Source organism: Vreelandella hamiltonii (assembly GCF_014651775.1).
GTDB lineage: Bacteria > Pseudomonadota > Gammaproteobacteria > Pseudomonadales > Halomonadaceae > Vreelandella > Vreelandella hamiltonii.
Genome location: NZ_BMXN01000002.1, coordinates 23,087 through 41,677 on the forward strand (window position 1 = coordinate 23,087; position 18,591 = coordinate 41,677).

Genomic DNA, 18,591 nt, shown 5'->3' on the forward strand with positions numbered 1-18,591 from the left:
GCAACAAGAGCGCAACTCAGCATGGCTGGGTTGCAAGATAGCAAGCCTTGAAAACACACATGCACCGGCACATGGTCCCGGGTGCCTTTAGCAACGCCTGGCGGTGCTACTGGTCGGATCCATGGGGTGCGTGGAGGCCTAACCCGAGTTTCAGGAGTTTTACCATGTCTCACGTCAATATGCGTGACCTGCTGAAGGCAGGCGCTCACTTCGGTCACCAGACCAAGTACTGGAATCCGAAGATGGGCAAATACATCTTCGGCGCGCGCAACAAGATCCACATCATCAACCTTGAGCACACTCTGCCGGCGCTGAACGAAGCGATCGACGTGATCGAGAAGATGGCGTCTTCCAACAACAAGATCCTGTTTGTTGGTACCAAGCGCAGCGCGAGCAAGATCATCAAGGAAGAAGCCAACCGTGTTGGCCAGCCGTTCGTCAACCATCGCTGGTTGGGCGGCATGCTGACCAACTTCAAGACCATTCGTCAGTCCATCAAGCGTCTGCGTGACCTGGAAGTCATGCGCGAAGACGGCACGTTCGACAAGCTGACCAAGAAAGAAGTCTTGATGGCCACGCGTGAGCAAGAGAAGCTCGAGCGTTCTATCGGTGGTATCAAGAACATGGGCGGCCTGCCGGACGCACTGTTCGTTATCGACGTTGACCACGAGCGCATCGCGATCAACGAAGCCAACAAGCTGGGTATCCCGGTCATTGGCGTGGTAGATACCAACTCTAACCCGGATGGCGTTGATTACGTGATCCCGGGTAACGATGACTCCATCCGCGCGATCCAGATCTACGTGAAGGCGATTGCCGACGCGTGCACCCGTGCGAAAGAAGGTCGTCCCGAAGAGTTTGTCGAAGTGACGGAAGAAGCCGCTTCTGCCGACGCTGACGCTGCTGCCGAGTAACACTGGCAGTGGGTGCGGCGGGCAGTTGAGCCGCATCGTCAAGAGGGGGCCTTATGCCCCCTTTTTCCCGCTTTGGGCACGCCCAGGCGGGCCGATCACGCCGAGCACCAGGTGCCGGCAAGCGCTCTGCAGCGTGATACGCAACGGTCATCTATCGTGCGTATACTCTGTAGCGCGTTTAACTCTCAGTTAGAACCATTTCCGAGGTGAAATCTCATGGCAGCTATCAGCGCCTCTCAGGTTAAGGAACTGCGCGAACGTACCGGTCTTGGCATGATGGAGTGCAAAAAAGCACTCACCGAAGCCGGCGGCGACATTGACGTGGCGATCGAAAACCTGCGTAAAAGCTCTGGCCTAAAAGCCGCTAAGAAAGCGGGTCGTACCGCTGCAGAAGGCGCCGTGGTAACGCGTGTTGCTGAAGACGGCAGCTACGGCGTCATGGTCGAAATCAACTCTGAAACCGATTTCGTTGCCCGCGACGACAACTTCATCGCTTTCTCCAACAAGATCGCTGATGCGTTCTTCGCTGCCAAGAGCGAAGACGTGGCTACCGTGATGGCGGGCGACCTGGAGTCTGCGCGTGAGCAGCTGGTTCAGAAAATCGGCGAGAACATCGGCGTGCGTCGTGCCGTCGTGGTAGACGCAGTGGACGCTGGCCTGGTTGGCGAGTACGTTCACGGTGGCCGTATTGGCGTATTGACCGTGCTGAAAGGCGGCAATGCCGAGGTTGCCAAGGACGTTGCCATGCACGTGGCTGCCATCAACCCGGCCGTGGCTCATCCGGCCGACATGCCCCAGGAAGAGCTGGACAAAGAAAAAGCCATCATCCTGGCGCAGCCGGACATGGCAGGCAAGCCCGAGCAGATCGCCGAGAAGATGGTCGAAGGCCGTCTGAAGAAGTATCTGGCCGAGAACAGCCTGACCGAGCAGCCCTTCGTCAAAGACCCGAACCAGACCGTTGCCGAATTCGTCAAGGCAGCTGGCGGTGAAGTGGTCAGCTTCACTCGTTTCGAAGTGGGCGAAGGCATCGAGAAAGAAGAAGTCGACTTTGCCAAAGAAGTTATGGAACAGGCTGGCCGTCGCTAAGGTCGAATGTTTCTGTAAGATGATGGCGTGCGCGCGAGCGCACGCCTTCGTGTATCCGGCCCCTGTGAAATACAGGTGCTGTCTCGCCCACCTGTGTCCAGGTCTGCCTCAGGAGAGATGCCATGTCACGTGAGATTCAAGAGTCTGCCCCCGCTGCCACGAAACTCGACAAGTCGAAATCGAAATACAAGCGTATTTTGCTGAAGCTGTCGGGCGAAGCACTGATGGGAGAGCACGATTTTGGTATCGACCCCAAAGTGCTGGACCGAATGGCACTGGAAATCGGCCAGCTGGTCGGGATCGGTGTGCAGGTGGGTATCGTGATTGGAGGTGGTAACTTGTTCCGTGGCGCTGCGTTGAACGAAGCGGGCATGGACCGAGTGACGGGTGACCACATGGGAATGCTGGCCACCGTGATGAATGCCCTGGCCATGCGCGATGCGCTGGAGCGCTCGAATATTCGTTCACGGGTGATGTCGGCGATTCCCATGAGCGGTGTGGTGGAACACTATGACCGCCGTACTGCCATTCGCTACCTGACTTCCGGTGACGTGGTGCTGTTTTCTGCAGGCACCGGCAACCCTTTCTTTACCACGGACTCGGCCGCCTGCTTGCGCGGTATCGAAGTGGACGTGGACGTCGTCATCAAAGCCACCAAGGTGGACGGCGTGTACAATAAGGACCCGGTGAAGTACCCCGACGCCGTAAAATACGACCAGCTCTCCTACGACGATGCTCTGGAGCAGAAGCTGGGCGTGATGGATTTGACCGCAATCTGCCTGGTACGTGACCATGATATGCCGGTGCGGGTATTCGATATGAACAAGCCTGGTGCCCTGCTGAATCTGGTAGTAGGGGGCAAGGAAGGCACGCTGATAGACAGAGGGTAACAACGTGATCAACGACATCAAGAAAGATGCAGAATCTCGCATGAAGAAGAGCGTCGAGGCGCTGCACGTCAACTTTAACAAGATTCGTACCGGGCGTGCGCATCCCAGCATCCTGGATGCCGTGACCGTTGAGTACTACGGTGGCCAAGTGCCGTTGAATCAGGTGGCCTCGGTCAGCGTCGAAGACGCGCGCACCTTGGCCGTTGCTCCTTGGGAGCAGGGTATGGTGCCGAAGATCGAAAAAGCGATCATGACCTCTGACCTGGGGCTCAACCCCTCCAGTGCGGGTAACGTGATTCGCGTGCCCATGCCGATGCTCACCGAAGAAACGCGCAAGGGCTATATCAAGCAGGCGCGTGGCGAGGCCGAGACGGCCCGTGTGGCGGTGCGTAACGTGCGTCGTGACGCCAACGGTGACTTCAAGTCGCTGCTGAAAGAGAAAGAGATCACTGAAGATGATCAGCGCCAGGGCGAAGACGAGATCCAGAAGCTGACCGACAAGTACATCGCCGAGATCGACAAGGCGTTGGCAGCAAAAGAGCAGGATCTCATGCAGGTATAACGATGTCGTCGACATCGCAGACTGCGTTCACTTCACCACGGGCAGCCTGGCTGCCCGTGGGCCATCGCTTGGCTTTAATATGATTGATCTTTGGTGCGAGACCCCATGACCTCCCCCCAGCTTCCCCCACAGCAGCCGGGCGGCACGGAGCCTTCTCGATCCGAGGGGGTGATGCCGTCCCATGTTGCGATCATCATGGATGGTAACAATCGCTGGGCTCGGGCGCGTGGGCTGTCAGGTGCGCGGGGCCACCGAGCGGGCGTCGAAGCCGTGCGTGCCGTCATCGAGCGTGCCGCCGAGCGGGGCGTTGGAACCCTCAGCCTGTTTGCATTCTCCAGTGAAAACTGGAAGCGTCCAGCGGCCGAGGTCAACGCGCTGATGGAGCTTTTTCTGATGGCCTTGAAACGCGAGGTCAAGAAGCTTCACGAGCGCAATATACGGCTTTCCATCATTGGCGAGCAGCGTGGCTTTTCCCACGCCATCCAGAAACACATTCAGCGTGCTCAGGCTCTGACTGCCGACAATACGGGCATGCACCTGGTGATTGCCGCCAACTACGGCGGCCAGTGGGATATCACTCGCGCCGCACGCCAGTTGGCCGAGCAGGTCGCCGCAGGCGAGTTGAGCCCCGACGCCATTGACGAAGCGCGGATGGATGCTGCCATGGGGGTCGAGCAGGTGCCGCCGGTGGATCTGTGTATCCGCACCAGTGGCGAGCAGCGCCTGTCCAATTTCCTGCTTTGGCAGCTGGCCTATGCAGAACTGCATTTTTCACCCTTGCTGTGGCCCGACTTCAACGGGGCGGCTTTCGACAAGGCGGTCGACGATTTCTGCTTGAGACGTCGCCGTTTTGGCATGACCGACGAACAAATAGAGGCGCAAGGTGCTTAAACAGCGAATCATCACCGCTGCCTGGCTGGCACCCCTGGTGCTGGCCGGGCTGTTTGGATTACAGGGCGGCGCGTTTGCGCTGTTTACCGCCGTCGTGGTGCTTCTGGGTGCCTGGGAGTGGACCAATCTCGCAGGCGTGACGCAACCGAGCCAGCGGCTCGGTTGCGTCGTCGGAATGGCAATGCTCATGGCGCTGCTGTGGTTCAGTGGGGCGGCTTATGCCGTCTGGCCGCTATGGCTGGCTGCCGCCGGTTGGCTGCTGAACCTGTACTGGGTGACCCAGTACCCGGCGGCGGGCCAGCAGTGGCAGAGCACCACCCGGCGGCTGTCGATGGGCGCCTGGGTGCTGCTGCCTTGCTGGGTGGGGTTCAACGTCCTGCGTGATAGCGGCGCCGTGTGGCTGCTGTTTGTGCTGCTGTTGGTGTGGAGCGCGGACATCGGCGCGTACTTTGCTGGCCGCCGTTGGGGCAAGCGCAAGCTGGCCCCGCGGGTCAGCCCCGGCAAGTCCTGGGAAGGCGTGCTGGGCGGGCTTGCCGCTACGAGCTTGCTGGCGCTGCTGTTCGCCCTGTGGCAGCCCTTGGGCGTCGCTGGTGGTATCGCGCTGCTGTTGGTCACGGCCGTCGTCACGCTGATCTCGGTGCTGGGTGACCTGCTGGAAAGCATGCTCAAGCGTTACCGTGACATCAAGGATTCCAGCCAGCTGCTGCCCGGCCATGGGGGCGTGCTGGACCGTATCGATAGCCTGACCGCCGCCATACCGATCTTTGCCTTGTTCTACCTGCTGGTACTACAGGCCCAGGTGAGTGCGCTATGAGTACCGTGCCTGTTCAGCAAGTGACGGTGCTCGGGGCCACGGGCTCGATAGGCACCAGTACTCTGGATGTGATCGCCCGCCACCCTGACCGCTATCGCGTTTATGCGCTGACGGCCCATACCTCAAAAGAAGCCCTGCTGGCGCAGTGTCGGGAACATCGGCCCCGGTTTGCGGTGCTGGATGATGCGAACGATGCCGAGTGGCTTCAGCAGGCACTCGCACCAACGGGCATCGATACCAAGGTGCTCTCTGGCCCCGAGGCGCTATGCGATGTCGCCAGTGCGCCAGAGGTCGATACCGTCATGGCCGCCATCGTGGGGGCCGCTGGCCTTCTGCCAGCGCTGGCGGCGGCAGAGGCAGGCAAACGCGTGCTGCTGGCCAATAAAGAGGCGCTGGTCATGAGTGGCGCGCTGTTCATGGAGGCGGTCGAGCGCTCTGGTGCCATCCTGCTGCCGATCGATTCTGAACACAATGCCATCTATCAGTGTCTACCCAGCGAGCATCGTGGTGGGCTGGCCAAGCATGGCGTGCGTCAACTGCTGTTGACCGCGTCTGGCGGTCCCTTCCGGGGCTGGGCGGCGGCCGACATCGCCAAGGTGACGCCCGAACAGGCGTGTGCACACCCGAACTGGTCCATGGGACGCAAGATCTCCGTCGACAGCGCCACGCTGATGAACAAAGGGCTGGAGCTGATCGAGGCCTGCTGGCTGTTCGACGCCGCGCCTGAGCAGGTACAGGTGGTCGTACACCCGCAAAGCGTCATCCACTCGATGGCAGCCTATGACGATGGCTCGGTCATTGCCCAACTGGGCAACCCCGATATGCGTACCCCGATTGCTTACGGCCTGGCGTGGCCGGAGCGCATCGATGCTGGCGTCGAAGCACTGGATCTGTTCCAGGTGGCACGACTGGATTTCGAGGCGCCCGACGAGGCACTGTTTCCCTGTTTGCGGCTGGCGCGAGAAGCGATTCAAAAGGGTGGCGCGGCGCCAGCCATTCTCAATGCGGCCAACGAAGTGGCGGTGGATGCCTTTCTGACCGAAACCATCGGCTTCAGCGAGATTGCCGAGGTGGTGGCAGCGGTCATGGCACAGCCTTATCAGGGCGATGCCGCGTCTCTCGAGCAAGTATTGAATGCGGATCGCTGGGCGCGTGAGCAGGCGGAAATCATCGTGCGCCAGCGAATGGCTGAGCACTCTCCACTTTAACGGCGGGTCATGTAAAGGAGCACGGCGTGGGCCTGATACAGAATATTCTAGCGGTTATCGTGGTATTGGGCCTGCTGGTCACGTTTCACGAGTTTGGCCACTTTTGGGTGGCGCGCCGGTGCGGTGTGAAGGTGCTGAGGTTCTCGGTCGGTTTCGGCAAGCCGCTGTGGTCGACGGTGGACCGCCACGGGACCGAATTTGCGGTGGCCGCCATTCCTTTGGGTGGCTACGTGAAAATGCTCGACGAGCGCGAAGCGCCGGTCCCTGAAGATCAGCTGGACCAGGCGTTCAATCGCAAGACCGTCTGGCAGCGTATCGCCATCGTGGCGGCGGGCCCCATCGCCAATTTCCTGCTGGCCATCGTGGCTTATTGGGCGCTGTTCGTGGCCGGTACCACCACGGTGGCGCCGATTGTCGGGCCGGTCACGCCCAACTCGCCAGCGGCCGAGGCCGGCTTGCCTCAGGGCAGTGAAATCACCGCCATCCAGGGCGATGCCATGCGCTCCTGGGAAGAGATCAATTTGAAGCTGGTGTCGATGATCGGCTTCAATGGCGAGCTGGAGATCGAAGCGCGTCCGGAAGGCAGCAGTGCCTCGCGTGCGTATCAACTGCCGATCAGCCGCTACATGGTTCGCCAAGACCCGCCGCAACCGCTGGAAACGCTGGGCTTCGTGCCGTGGCGGCCTGATGTCCCTGCCGTGCTTGGGCAGGTGCTTGAGGGGCAGGCAGCGGCCGAGGCTGGCCTCCAGCCGGGAGATCGTATTACGTCGTTGAACGGTGAGCCGGTTCGCGACTGGATGCAGTTCGTCGAGATCATCCGTGACAGCGCAGGCGAAGCCCTTCGCGTGGATTACCAGCGCAACGGTGAATCCGGCACGCTCACCATGACCCCAGGTCGCAATACGCTGGAGAGTGGCGTCGAGGTTGGGTACATTGGGGCAGGTGCCGAGCCGGTCAACTGGCCTGACGAGCTGCTGCGCGACATTCGCTATGGACCCATCGAGGCATTGGGCCAAGCGTTGTCACGTACCGGTGACATGGTCGTGCTCACGGTAGATGCCATTCGTAAAATGCTGGTGGGGCTGATTTCGCCCTCCAACCTGTCGGGGCCCATCACCATCGCGCAAATCTCCGGAGATTCGGCGCGTGCGGGCACCGAAGCCTTCGTCAGCTTTCTGGCGTATCTGTCGATCAGCCTGGGTGTGCTAAATTTGCTGCCTATCCCCGTGCTCGACGGTGGTCATTTGCTTTACTATTTTGTCGAGGTGCTGCGCGGGCGACCGGTATCCGAGCAGACACAAGCAATAGGTCTTCGCATAGGGCTGGCCATGGTAGGCACCCTGATGCTGATGGCGCTCTATTTTGACTTGATGCGCCTGTGGTAATAACGCGTGTAGCGCGTGGATGGCTTGTCATCTGCCTGCACAAATGTATATGGTGCCTGTCTCAACGACAGGCAGACCAACGCGAGCGAACTGACTGCATGAAAATCAAGACCCTTGGAATGGCGGCACTCTTGCTGGCGGGCGCCAGCGGCGCCCAGGCACAATCCTTTGATGTTTCGGACATTCGTGTGGAAGGACTACAGCGGGTATCCGCCGCCTCGGTCTTTAATGCGTTTCCTGTCAGTGCCAATGATCGCGTCGATGAGCAGCAGCTGGCCGCCGCCGCGCGTGACCTTTTCGCCACCGGCCTGTTCGAGGACGTCTCGCTGGCCCGCGAAGGCGATGTTCTGGTCATCCAGGTCGTCGAGCGTCCCACCATTGCTCGCCTGAACATTACCGGCAACCGTCAGATTTCCGATGACGACCTGCGTAATGGCCTGCGCCAGTCCGGCCTTTCCGAAGGGCAAGTGCTGCAGCTCTCTACCCTGGACGACATCGAGCGTGAACTGGAAGGGGTGTACCAGGCGCAGGGCCGCTACAGTGCCAGCATCAATGTCGCCGTGGATGAAATCGATGAAGGCCGAGTTCAGGTCAACATCGATATCAACGAAGGTGAAGTGGCCAAGATTCGCCAGATCAATATCGTGGGCAACCGTGACTTCGATGACGACACGCTGCGTAGCGTCTTCGAGCTGAACGACCGCCCAGGACGTTTCTTTGGCTGGTTCTCGCGGGACGAGTACTCCCGAGAAGCGCTCTCGGGGGACATCGAGCGCCTGCGCTCTTTCTACCTCGACCGTGGCTATGTCAACTTCGACGTGACCTCCACGCAAGTCTCGATTGGGCCTGAAAAGTCCGAGATCTTCGTGACGCTGAACATCGACGAAGGCACCCAGTATCGGGTCGGCAACATTCGGTTTGCCGGAGACCTGCAAATCAGCGAAAGCGAAGCGCGCAACCTGCTACAGGTCAGCAGTGGCGAGATTTTCTCCCGTGGCGACGTCAACGCCTCTACGGAAGCCCTGCGTCAGCGCCTGGGGGCCGAAGGCTTTGCCTTTGCCGAGGTGCGCGGTATCCCTGAAATGGCCGGTGACGGTGAAACGGTCGATCTGGTGATCGCCGTCGACCCAGGCCAGCGTACTTACGTGCGTCGTATTGAATTCTTTGGTAACACCACCACGCAGGATGAAGTGTTGCGCCGTGAAATGATTCAGTTGGAGGGCGCGCCTGCCTCCACGGAATCCATCACCCAGTCGCGCCAGCGTCTGGAGCGTCTTGGCTTCTTCAGCCAGGTGGAAGTCGACACTCAGCCCGTGCCAGGGCAGCCTGATCTGCTGGACGTGACCTACAACGTCGAAGAGCAGCCGTCTGGTTCGGTCTCGGCCAGCGTCGGTTTCTCGCAGAGCGCCGGGGTGATCTACGGCGTCGGTCTGGCCCAGAACAACTTCCTGGGTACCGGTAACCGCGTCAACATCGGTGCTCAGCGCAGTGACACGTTCACCAGCGTGAACTTTGCCTTTACCGACCCGTACTGGACCCTGGACGGTATTTCACGGGGCTATAACGTTTTCTATCGCGAGACGGACTACGCCGACTCCGATATTTCCACGTTCTCCACCGACGCCTACGGCGCGGGCATCAACTTCGGTTACCCCATCAGTGAGCTGTCGCGGCTCAACTTCGGGGCGAGCATCGAAGACATCACCGTCAAGACCTACTTCGATACGGCCTCTGAAATTCGCCGTTACGTAGAAGACGAAGGTGACAACGCTCAGAGCCTGAAGCTGACCGCCAGCTGGACCCGCAACAACCTGAACCGCGGTATCATGCCGACGGCAGGTAATTACCAGCGTCTCTCGCTGGAAACCGGTGTGCCGGGCAGCGATGCAGAGTACTACAAGGTTCAGGCCCGCGCGCAGCAGCTCTTCCCGATCAACGACGATGAGACCTGGGCATTCAAGTTCAGCGGTAACCTGGGCTATGCCGATACTCTGGCCAGCAATGACCCTTACCCCTTCTACGAGAACTTCTATGCAGGGGGCCTGGGCTCGGTGCGTGGCTTCACGTCCAATACTCTGGGGCAGCGCACCACGCCCGCCCGCGAGGGTGCACGTGACCGTACCCTCGGGGGTAACGTGCTGGTTCAAGGCAGCGCAGAAGTCCTCTTCCCGATGCCGTTCGTCGAGAACCAGCGCTCGGTACAGCCTTCGCTGTTCCTGGATGCCGGTAATACCTTCCTGAGCTCCTGCTATGACGTGCTGGAAGAAGACGCGGGCCGCCAGCGTTGCAGTTCCGGCGTGGATCTGGGCGATTTACGCTACAGTGTGGGTATTGGCCTTTCCTGGCTGACGCCCGTGGGTCCCTTGACCTTCAGCATCGCAGAGCCGTTAAACGATGAAAGTGGCGATGATACGCAGTTCTTCCAGTTCTCGCTTGGCCAAACGTTCTAATTCAAGGAGTGTCATGATAATGCGTAAACTGACCGCCGCTGTGTGCCTGTTCGGGGCCATGACGCTACCCGCCTACGCGGCTGAAGTCGCTGTACTGGATTGGCGCGCAGCGCTGATGAACACTCAGTCGGCACAATCCTCGCTGAGCCAGTTGGAAAGCCAGATTGGTGGCCAGCAGCGCGAAGCTCAGTCGCTGGGTAACGAGCTGCAGCAGCTGCAAACTCGCCTGCAGCAGCAGGGCGAGACCATGTCGCAATCCGAGCGCGATGCGCTGATTGCCGAGCTGCAGCAGAAGGGCAGCCGTTTCGAGCAGCTTCGTCGTGAAGTGATGCAGGCGCAGCAAACCTCCGAGCAGCAGTTCCTCGAAAGCGCCGAGTCGAAGCTCGAGCGTGCCGTGGAGCAGGTGCTGGAGCGTCACAACATCGACGTGCTGGTAGAGCCGCAGGGAGTGCTGCACTCTTCGACGGATCTTCCCAACGTGACCAACGAGGTCACGCAGATTTTTGATTCGCTGAACTAATTCATGACCGTGGGTGCGGCGCTCGTTGGCCGCACCGCTGCTTTCCTGGGCTCCCATGACGCACGCTTCTCAACACCTCACCCTAGCCGATATCGCACGTCACTTGGACGTTGATTTCGAGGGCGACGCCGACCAGCCAATTCGTGGCCTGGCCACCCTCAAGGAAGCAACGCCCGATCAGGTGGCGTTTCTTGCCAATCGTGCGTATCTCAAAGACCTGGCCACCACGCGTGCAGCCGCCGTTCTGCTGCATCCAGAGCACGGCAAGAATTGCCCCGTGCCGCGGCTGGAAATGAGCAACCCCTATCTTGGCTATGCCAAACTGTCGCAGCTGTTTGACCCGTTGCCTGCGCGTGATGTCCCGGGTATCCACCCGAGTGCCATCGTGGCGGAAGATGCCACCCTGGGCGAGGGTATCTCGATTCAGGCCAATGCGGTGATCGAGTCTGGCGTGGTGCTGGGGGATCGCGTGGTGATTGGCGCAGGCAGCGTGGTGGGTGCCGACAGCCGGTTGGGCGACGATACTCGGCTGCACGCCAACGTGACGGTGTGCCACGGTGTCATCGTCGGGAAGCGCGCCATTTTGCAAAGCGGCTGTGTGATCGGTGGCGATGGTTTCGGCTTCGCTCATGATGGTGCCGGTTGGCACAAGATCGCTCAGTTGGGCGGCGTGATCCTTGGCGATGATGTCGAGGTCGGCAGCTGTTCGAGTATCGACCGTGGTGCGTTGGGTGATACGGTCATTGGCAATGACGTCAAGATCGACAGTCAGGTGCAGATCGCCCATAACGTCACGATTGGCGACCACAGCGCCCTGGCGGGCTGTGTAGGCATTGCGGGCTCCACCAAAGTGGGCAAGCACTGCATGCTGGGTGGCGGCGTTGGCCTGTCGGGTCACCTGACCCTGTGCGACGGGGTGCAGGTAACGGGCATGAGTCTGGTCACCAACTCGATTCATGAGCCAGGTGTCTACTCCTCCGGCACGGGCGCCATGAGCAACACTCAATGGCGCAAGAACGCAGTGCGCTTCAAACAGCTGGATGATATTGCCAAACGATTGGCGCGATTGGAAAAAAGCCAGCGAGAATCGTGAAGCAAACAAGGAATTCAAGGACGAGTGGCTTGAGGCTTGATAACAGCAAGTTATAATCCCTTGCCTTTTGGCCAGCAGGAGTGCTGGTACCTGCCTGACAGGGTTCAGGCGCTATGTCTATTTAGAGGTCGTTACGATGGTTATGGATATCAACGAAATTCGCGAATACTTGCCCCACCGCTATCCCTTCCTGCTGGTGGATCGAGTCACGGAACTGACCGTGGGCGAAGCCATCGTGGCGTACAAGAACGTAAGCATCAATGAGCCATTCTTCAATGGTCATTTTCCGCATCACCCCATCATGCCGGGCGTGCTGGTCGTCGAAGCACTGGCGCAAGTGTGTGGCATTCTGGGCTTCAAGACGGTCAACAAGCTCCCGGCAGATGGCTACGTCTACTATCTGGTCGGTAGCGATAACGTACGTTTCAAGCGCCCGGTCATGCCGGGTGACAAGCTGACGCTGGAAGCCAACGTCATTCGTGGCAAGCGCGGCATCTGGAAGTTTGCCTGTCGCGCCACGGTGGACGGCGAGCTGGCGTGTGAAGCAGAAATCATTTGTGCCGAGAGGAAGGTGGCTTGATACATCCTACTGCACTGGTCGACCCCACGGCACGACTGGCCGATGACGTCGAGGTCGGCCCTTTTAGCGTGATCGGGCCCGATGTCACCATCGGCGCCGGTTCCGTCATCGGCCCCCACGTGGTGATCAAGGGGCCTACCGTGCTCGGCGAGCGCACGCGTATTTTCCAGTTTGCCTCGGTGGGTGAAGATTGCCAGGACAAGAAGTACGCCGGTGAGCCGACGCGGCTGGTCATGGGCGACGATAACGTGATCCGTGAAGGGGTGACGCTGCACCGTGGTACGGTGCAGGATCGCAGCGAAACCACCATCGGGTCGCGCAACCTGTTCATGGCATACGTGCACGTTGGCCATGACTGCGTGATCGGCAACGACTGCATCCTGGCCAACCAGGTCACCCTGGCAGGGCACGTGACGCTGGGCAACCATGCTATTCTGGGCGGGCTCTCGGCGGTGCATCAGTTCTGCCACTTTGGGGACCATGCCATGGCGGGCGGTGGCTCGATCATCACCAAGGATACCCCGGCGTTCGTCATGATCAACGGCAACCCTGCCGAAGCGCGTGGCCTGAATCTGGTCGGCCTCAAGCGCCGTGGCTTCAGCCGCGAGGCGATTGCCGCCCTGACCACTGCTTACAAGCTGGTCTACCGCCAAGGGCTGACCGTCGAACAAGCTGTCAGCGATATGCGCAGCCGCTTCGACCTGCCGGAAGTCGTGCAGTTTGCCGACTCCATCGAGCGCTCCACGCGCGGTATCGTGCGCTAATACACCTCAACTGGCTGTCTTGTCTCCATGACACTGCAACGCGTATACCTTGTGGCAGGCGAACTCTCTGGCGATATTCTGGGCGCGGGGCTCATGCGTGAGCTACGCGCCCGGTTTCCTGACGTGGAGTTTCGCGGGATGGGCGGGCCACGCATGGAAGCGCAGGGCCTGCAAAGCCGCTTTCCACTGGAAACGCTATCGGTGATGGGGCTGGTCGAGGTGCTCAAGCACCTTCCCGAGCTGATCCGCGTACGCCGTACCCTGCGTGAAGACGCGCTGGCCTGGCAGCCGGACATCATGATTGGCATCGATGCGCCCGATTTCAACACGGGGCTGGAGAAACAGCTGCGGAAAGCGGGCGTGACCACGGCCCATTACGTCAGCCCTTCGGTATGGGCCTGGCGCCAGGGGCGGGTCAAGAACATTGCCAAGGCCGTGGATGGCATGCTGACGCTGCTGCCCTTCGAGGCCGACTTCTACCGTCAGCATCGCGTGCCGGTGGCGTTCGTGGGCCACCCCCTGGCGGATGAGCTGCCCTTGGTCAACGACCGTCAGGCGGCCCGTGAAGCATTGGGCTTAAAGCTCGACGGGCCGGTATTGGCGCTGCTGCCGGGCTCCCGTGGCAATGAAATCCGCTTCATGGGAGCGACCTTCCTGGCGGCGGTCACGCTGCTTTGCCAGCGCCATCCTGGCCTGCAGGTCGTGATCCCTGCGGCGACAGCCCAGCGGCATCGGGAGCTTGCCGAGCTGCTGTCCGGCTACCCCGCGTTGCATCCGTCGGTAACGCTGCTGGACGGCCAGGCAAGAGAGGCCATGGTGGCCAGTGATGCCGTGCTCCTCACCTCAGGTACGGCCGCTCTCGAAGCGATGCTGTGCCACCGGGCCATGGTGGTGGCCTACAAGATGGCACCCGCAACTCATTGGCTTGCCCAGCGGCTGGTCAAGACGGCCTGGATCTCGTTGCCCAACTTGATCGCCCAGGAGAGTGTGGTTCCCGAGCTGATTCAGCACGCCGCCTCGCCGGAGGCCATTGCCCTGCAGGTGGGCGAGCTGCTGGAGGATGCTTCCACCCGTCAGGCGCTGGAAGAGCGCTTTGCCGCCATGCACGCCGCGCTACAGCGCAATGCCAGCCAGCGTGCTGCCCAGGCCGTGGCGGCGCTGGCGGCGGGGCAGCCGCTGGAGGCCGTCACGGATGGCCATTGATGCGGGTGATTATCCCCCGCTGGTAGTGGCCTATACCGGCCCCTACTTGGCCGGTGTGGATGAAGTGGGGCGTGGCCCGCTGATCGGCAGCGTGGTGGCGGCGGCGGTGATACTCGACCCCCAGGCGCCCATCGAAGGGTTGACCGATTCGAAAAAGCTGACGGCCCGCAAGCGGGAGCAGCTGGACGTGCAGATACGGGAGCGGGCATTGGCCTTTGCGTTGGCCGAGGCCAGCGCCGCCGAAATCGACACGCTCAACATCTATCATGCCACGCACTTGGCCATGCGGCGCGCCATCGATGCCCTGATGCCCGCCGCCGAATACCTGCTGGTGGATGGCAACCGGCTGCCGGGGCACGCCTTGCCGGGCCAGGCCGTCGTCAAAGGCGATGCGCGCCACCCTGCGATTGCCGCCGCCTCGATTCTGGCCAAGGTGGCCAGGGACGCACAGATGGCCGCGCTGGATTTACGCTATCCTGAGTATGGTTTTGCGCGCCACAAGGGCTATCCGACCAAAGAGCACCTGGCGGCTCTGGAAGCCCATGGCCCGCTGGCCGAACACCGCAAAAGCTTTGCGCCGGTACAGCGTCAGTTAGCGCTGCTGTAGCGCTGCCTTTTTTCATTTGCGCTTTATGCTGAGAGTCTCATGACGGTTCCGTTCGTTCATCTTCGTTTGCACAGTGAATACTCCCTGGTCGATGGTCTGGTCAAGCTCAAGCCGCTGGTCAGCACCACCGCTGAACGGGGGATGCCCGCGCTGGCGCTGACGGACGAGACCAACCTGTTTGGCCTGGTGAAGTTCTACAAGGCGGCGCAAGGGGCGGGGCTCAAGCCCATCATCGGCAGCGACCTGTGGCTGGCCAATCCCCACGATGAAGCGCACCCGTATCGCATTACGCTGCTGGCCATGAACCAGGACGGCTATCGCAACCTCACCGAGCTGATCTCCAAGGGGTGGACCCACGGGCAGCGCCAGGGGCGGGCGATTCTCGACAAGCAGTGGGTACTGGCTCAGAGCGACGGACTGATTGCGCTGTCCGGCGGCCGCGATGGCGACATTGGCCGTCATTTGCTGTCGGAACACGAGCGTGAAGCGCGCCAACTGCTGGAGGAGTGGCAACAGGCCTTCCCCGACCGTTTCTACCTGGAGCTGGTGCGCACAGGGCGGCCGCTGGAGGAAGCCTGCGTGCATGCCAGCGTCAAGCTGGCCATCGAGACCAACACGCCGGTGGTGGCCACCAACGACGTACGCTTTCTGGCCCGCGACGATTACTGGGCCCATGAAACCCGTGTCGCCATCGGGGAAGGCAAGGCCCTGGACGATCCGCGCCGCGAGCGCCGCTATACCGAAGAGCAGTACCTGAAAAGCCCGGAAGAGATGGCGGCCCTGTTTGCCGACATTCCGGAAGCGCTGGAAAACAGCGTGATGATTGCCGAGCGCTGCAGCGTGGATGTGCGCCTGGGCGAGATATTCCTGCCGGAATTCGGCATCCCCGAGGGCATGACCCAGGATGAGTTCTTCCGCAAGGTCTCCCATGACGGCCTGACCGAGCGGCTCGACTTTCTGTTTCCCGCCGAGGAGTACCCCCGCGACGGCGACGCCTTCCGTGAGATCGAGCAGCGCTACCGTGACCGCCTGGAGTTCGAGCTCAACGTCATCATCCAGATGGGGTTTCCAGGCTACTTCCTGATCGTCATGGACTTCATCCAGTGGGCCAAGGACAACGGCGTGCCCGTTGGCCCTGGGCGGGGTTCCGGCGCGGGCTCGCTGGTGGCCTACGCCCAGAAGATCACCGACCTGGACCCGATTGGCTACGACCTGCTGTTCGAGCGCTTCCTCAACCCCGAGCGTGTCTCGATGCCCGACTTCGACGTCGACTTCTGCATGGAGAAGCGCGACCGGGTCATCGACTATGTTGCCGACCGCTATGGCCGCAACGCGGTCTCCCAGATCGTCACTTTCGGCACCATGGCCGCCAAGGCCGTGGTGCGTGACGTGGCCCGTGCCCAGGGCAAGCCGTACTCGCTGGGGGACAAGCTCTCCAAGCTGATCCCGTTCGAAGTGGGCATGACGCTGGCCAAGGCCATCGAGCAGGAGCCCGCCCTCAAGGAGTTCATCGACAACGATGAAGAGGCGGAAGAGATCTGGGAAATGGCCCTGAAGCTGGAGGGCACCACCCGGGGCACCGGCAAGCACGCGGGGGGCGTGGTCATCGCGCCCACCAAGCTGACCGATTTTTCGCCGCTGCTGTGTGACGAGGATGGCGCCGGGCTGGTGGTTCAGTTCGACAAGAACGACATCGAAGACGCTGGGCTGGTGAAGTTCGACTTCCTGGGGCTGCGGACCCTCACCATCATCGACTGGGCGCTGGAGATGGTGGACAAGGTGCGCGATGCAGCAGGCCAGGGCCCGCTCAATATCGATGCCATCCCGCTGGACGACGGAAAGACCTTCGAAATGCTCAAGCGGGCAGAGACCACGGCGGTGTTCCAGCTCGAATCCCGCGGCATGAAGGAGCTGATCAAGCGGCTGCTGCCCGACTCCCTGGACGACATGATCGCCCTGGTAGCCCTGTTCCGTCCGGGCCCGCTGCAGTCGGGCATGGTGGATGACTTCATCAACCGTAAGCATGGCCGGGCGGAAGTATCTTATCCACACCCGGATTACCAGCATGAGCTGTTGAAACCGGTACTGACGCCGACCTACGGCATCATCCTGTACCAGGAACAGGTCATGCAGATTGCCCAGGTGATGGCGGGCTACACCCTGGGCCAGGCGGACATGCTGCGCCGAGCCATGGGCAAGAAAAAGCCCGAAGAGATGGCCAAGCAGCGCTCCGGTTTCATGGAAGGCTGTGCCGCCAACGGTATCGACAAGGACCTGGCGGGCAACATCTTCGACCTGGTGGAGAAATTCGCCGGTTATGGCTTCAACAAGTCGCACTCGGCGGCCTACGCGCTGGTTTCTTACCAAACCGCATGGCTGAAGGCCCACTACCCAGGCCCGTTCATGGCGGCGGTCATGTCCACCGAGATGGACAACCTGGACAAGGTGGTACCGCTGATCGAAGAGTGCCGCCACCTGAAGCTCACCGTGACACCCCCGGATGTCAACGTGGGTGGCTACAAGTTCACCGTGGATACGGAAGGCCGCGTAGTTTACGGCCTGGGGGCTATCCGGGGTGTGGGCGAAGGCCCGATTGGTGCCATCGTCGAGGCGCGCAATGCCGATGGCCCCTTCAAGGACCTGTTCGATTTCTGCCGCCGTATCGACCCCAAGCGCATGAACAAGCGCACCCTCGAAGCGCTGATTCGCTCCGGGGCGCTGGACACCCTGGGCCCCAACCGTGCCGTGCTGGCTGCCGCCATGGAAGACGCCCTCAAGGCCGCCGCCCAGAACCATGCCAACCAGAATCTGGGCATGCTGGACATGTTCGGGGACGCGTTTGCTGCCGAAGAAGAGGCTGGGGATGTGTACGCCGAGTACCGCCATGCCCGGGAGTGGACCGACCGCGAGCGTCTTTCGGGGGAAAAAGACACTTTGGGGCTTTACCTCACCGGTCACCCCATCGATGAGTACGAGCGCGAGCTCAAGCGCTTCGTCTCTACGCGCATCAGCGACCTCAAGCCGTCCCGCGAGCCCCAGCGGGTGGCAGGGCTGGTGGTGGCCATGCGCACCATGAAGTCCAAGCGTGGCGACACCATGGCCTTCATCACGCTGGACGACCGCACCGGGCGTATCGAAGCGTCGCTGTTCGGTGAGCTGTTCGACCAGTTGCGCGGTCAGATCGAGTCGGATCAGGTCATCATCGTCGAGGGAGAAGTCTCCAGCGATGACTTCTCGGGCGGGCTGCGCCTGCGCGGCAAGGACGTCACCCCGATGGTCACCGCCCGGGTGCGCTATGGCCAGGCCGTGGAACTGGCGCTGGATGCCGGGCAGATCAATGGCCGCCTGGTGGATAGCCTGCGCGACAGCCTTGCGCCTTACCGGGATAGCGAAGGCCTGCCGGTGAGGTTGCAGTATCGCCATCCGGACGCCGTAGGGTGGCTGGAGCTGGCCGATGAGTGGAAAGTGGCCCCCAGCGACGACCTGCTGCTGGCCCTGCGTGACGTTCAGGGCCAGGTGGGGGTTCAGCTACGCTATCGCTGAGCCCTTGCGTGGTGGGGTCAGGGTGCGATAATGGCCCCAACCGAGATGCGTTTTGACAATGCCTTTTTATGACAGGCAGCT

At 61.1% G+C, this 18,591-nt stretch carries 16 protein-coding genes; all 16 read left to right on the forward strand.

Features of this window, described 5'->3' with window-relative positions; all coding sequences use genetic code 11:
• Nucleotides 1–164: 164 nt before the first annotated feature.
• The 16 genes from rpsB (at nucleotide 165) to dnaE (ending at nucleotide 18,510) form a co-directional block, all read left to right on the forward strand.
• Nucleotides 165–914, forward strand: a complete 750-nt coding sequence (rpsB, locus tag IE091_RS01965) for a 30S ribosomal protein S2 (RefSeq protein WP_039175231.1) — start codon at nucleotides 165–167, stop codon at nucleotides 912–914.
• Nucleotides 915–1,130: 216 nt separating this feature from the next.
• Nucleotides 1,131–2,000, forward strand: coding sequence for a translation elongation factor Ts (gene tsf / locus IE091_RS01970; protein ID WP_189462671.1), 870 nt, complete (start codon nucleotides 1,131–1,133; stop codon nucleotides 1,998–2,000).
• A 122-nt stretch (nucleotides 2,001–2,122) separates the two neighbouring features.
• Entirely contained in the window at nucleotides 2,123–2,890 is a 768-nt protein-coding gene (gene pyrH / locus IE091_RS01975; RefSeq protein ID WP_039175233.1) for a UMP kinase, read from the forward strand.
• A 4-nt stretch (nucleotides 2,891–2,894) separates the two neighbouring features.
• Nucleotides 2,895–3,452 carry a ribosome recycling factor gene (gene frr, locus IE091_RS01980; RefSeq protein WP_039175234.1) on the forward strand — a complete coding sequence of 186 codons (558 nt, stop codon included), beginning with the start codon at nucleotides 2,895–2,897 and terminating at the stop codon, nucleotides 3,450–3,452.
• 105 nt (nucleotides 3,453–3,557) lie between these two features.
• A complete protein-coding gene (gene uppS / locus IE091_RS01985; RefSeq protein WP_039175235.1) occupies nucleotides 3,558–4,343 on the forward strand; it encodes a polyprenyl diphosphate synthase in 786 nt (261 codons plus the stop codon).
• Nucleotides 4,336–5,157 (forward strand): phosphatidate cytidylyltransferase, encoded by an 822-nt coding sequence (locus IE091_RS01990; protein ID WP_189462672.1) that lies wholly within the window; start codon nucleotides 4,336–4,338, stop codon nucleotides 5,155–5,157. Before uppS ends, IE091_RS01990 begins: the two co-directional genes overlap by 8 nt.
• Nucleotides 5,154–6,365: a 1-deoxy-D-xylulose-5-phosphate reductoisomerase gene (gene ispC, locus IE091_RS01995; protein WP_189462673.1), complete on the forward strand. Its 1,212-nt coding sequence runs from the start codon at nucleotides 5,154–5,156 to the stop codon at nucleotides 6,363–6,365. The genes IE091_RS01990 and ispC overlap by 4 nt, the downstream gene beginning before the upstream one ends.
• Nucleotides 6,366–6,391: 26 nt before the next feature.
• Nucleotides 6,392–7,750, forward strand: a complete 1,359-nt coding sequence (gene rseP, locus IE091_RS02000; RefSeq protein WP_039175238.1) for an RIP metalloprotease RseP — start codon at nucleotides 6,392–6,394, stop codon at nucleotides 7,748–7,750.
• A gap of 98 nt (nucleotides 7,751–7,848) precedes the next feature.
• Complete coding sequence (bamA, locus tag IE091_RS02005; protein ID WP_373294982.1) at nucleotides 7,849–10,200, forward strand: outer membrane protein assembly factor BamA; 2,352 nt, start codon at nucleotides 7,849–7,851, stop codon at nucleotides 10,198–10,200.
• A gap of 19 nt (nucleotides 10,201–10,219) precedes the next feature.
• Nucleotides 10,220–10,720: an OmpH/Skp family outer membrane protein gene (locus IE091_RS02010; protein WP_039175240.1), complete on the forward strand. Its 501-nt coding sequence runs from the start codon at nucleotides 10,220–10,222 to the stop codon at nucleotides 10,718–10,720.
• 55 nt (nucleotides 10,721–10,775) lie between these two features.
• The gene (lpxD, locus tag IE091_RS02015) at nucleotides 10,776–11,813 is read left to right on the forward strand and encodes a UDP-3-O-(3-hydroxymyristoyl)glucosamine N-acyltransferase (protein WP_039175343.1); all 1,038 of its coding nucleotides are present in this window, start codon (nucleotides 10,776–10,778) and stop codon (nucleotides 11,811–11,813) included.
• Nucleotides 11,814–11,949: 136 nt separating this feature from the next.
• A complete protein-coding gene (fabZ, locus tag IE091_RS02020) occupies nucleotides 11,950–12,393 on the forward strand; it encodes a 3-hydroxyacyl-ACP dehydratase FabZ (protein ID WP_026001844.1) in 444 nt (147 codons plus the stop codon).
• Nucleotides 12,390–13,157 (forward strand): acyl-ACP--UDP-N-acetylglucosamine O-acyltransferase, encoded by a 768-nt coding sequence (gene lpxA, locus IE091_RS02025; protein WP_096922082.1) that lies wholly within the window; start codon nucleotides 12,390–12,392, stop codon nucleotides 13,155–13,157. Before fabZ ends, lpxA begins: the two co-directional genes overlap by 4 nt.
• Before the next feature lie 27 nt (nucleotides 13,158–13,184).
• Complete coding sequence (gene lpxB / locus IE091_RS02030; protein ID WP_189462674.1) at nucleotides 13,185–14,360, forward strand: lipid-A-disaccharide synthase; 1,176 nt, start codon at nucleotides 13,185–13,187, stop codon at nucleotides 14,358–14,360.
• Nucleotides 14,350–14,967 (forward strand): ribonuclease HII, encoded by a 618-nt coding sequence (gene rnhB / locus IE091_RS02035; RefSeq protein ID WP_189462675.1) that lies wholly within the window; start codon nucleotides 14,350–14,352, stop codon nucleotides 14,965–14,967. The genes lpxB and rnhB overlap by 11 nt, the downstream gene beginning before the upstream one ends.
• 39 nt (nucleotides 14,968–15,006) lie before the next feature.
• Entirely contained in the window at nucleotides 15,007–18,510 is a 3,504-nt protein-coding gene (gene dnaE / locus IE091_RS02040) for a DNA polymerase III subunit alpha (RefSeq protein WP_189462676.1), read from the forward strand.
• Nucleotides 18,511–18,591 lie beyond the last annotated feature (81 nt).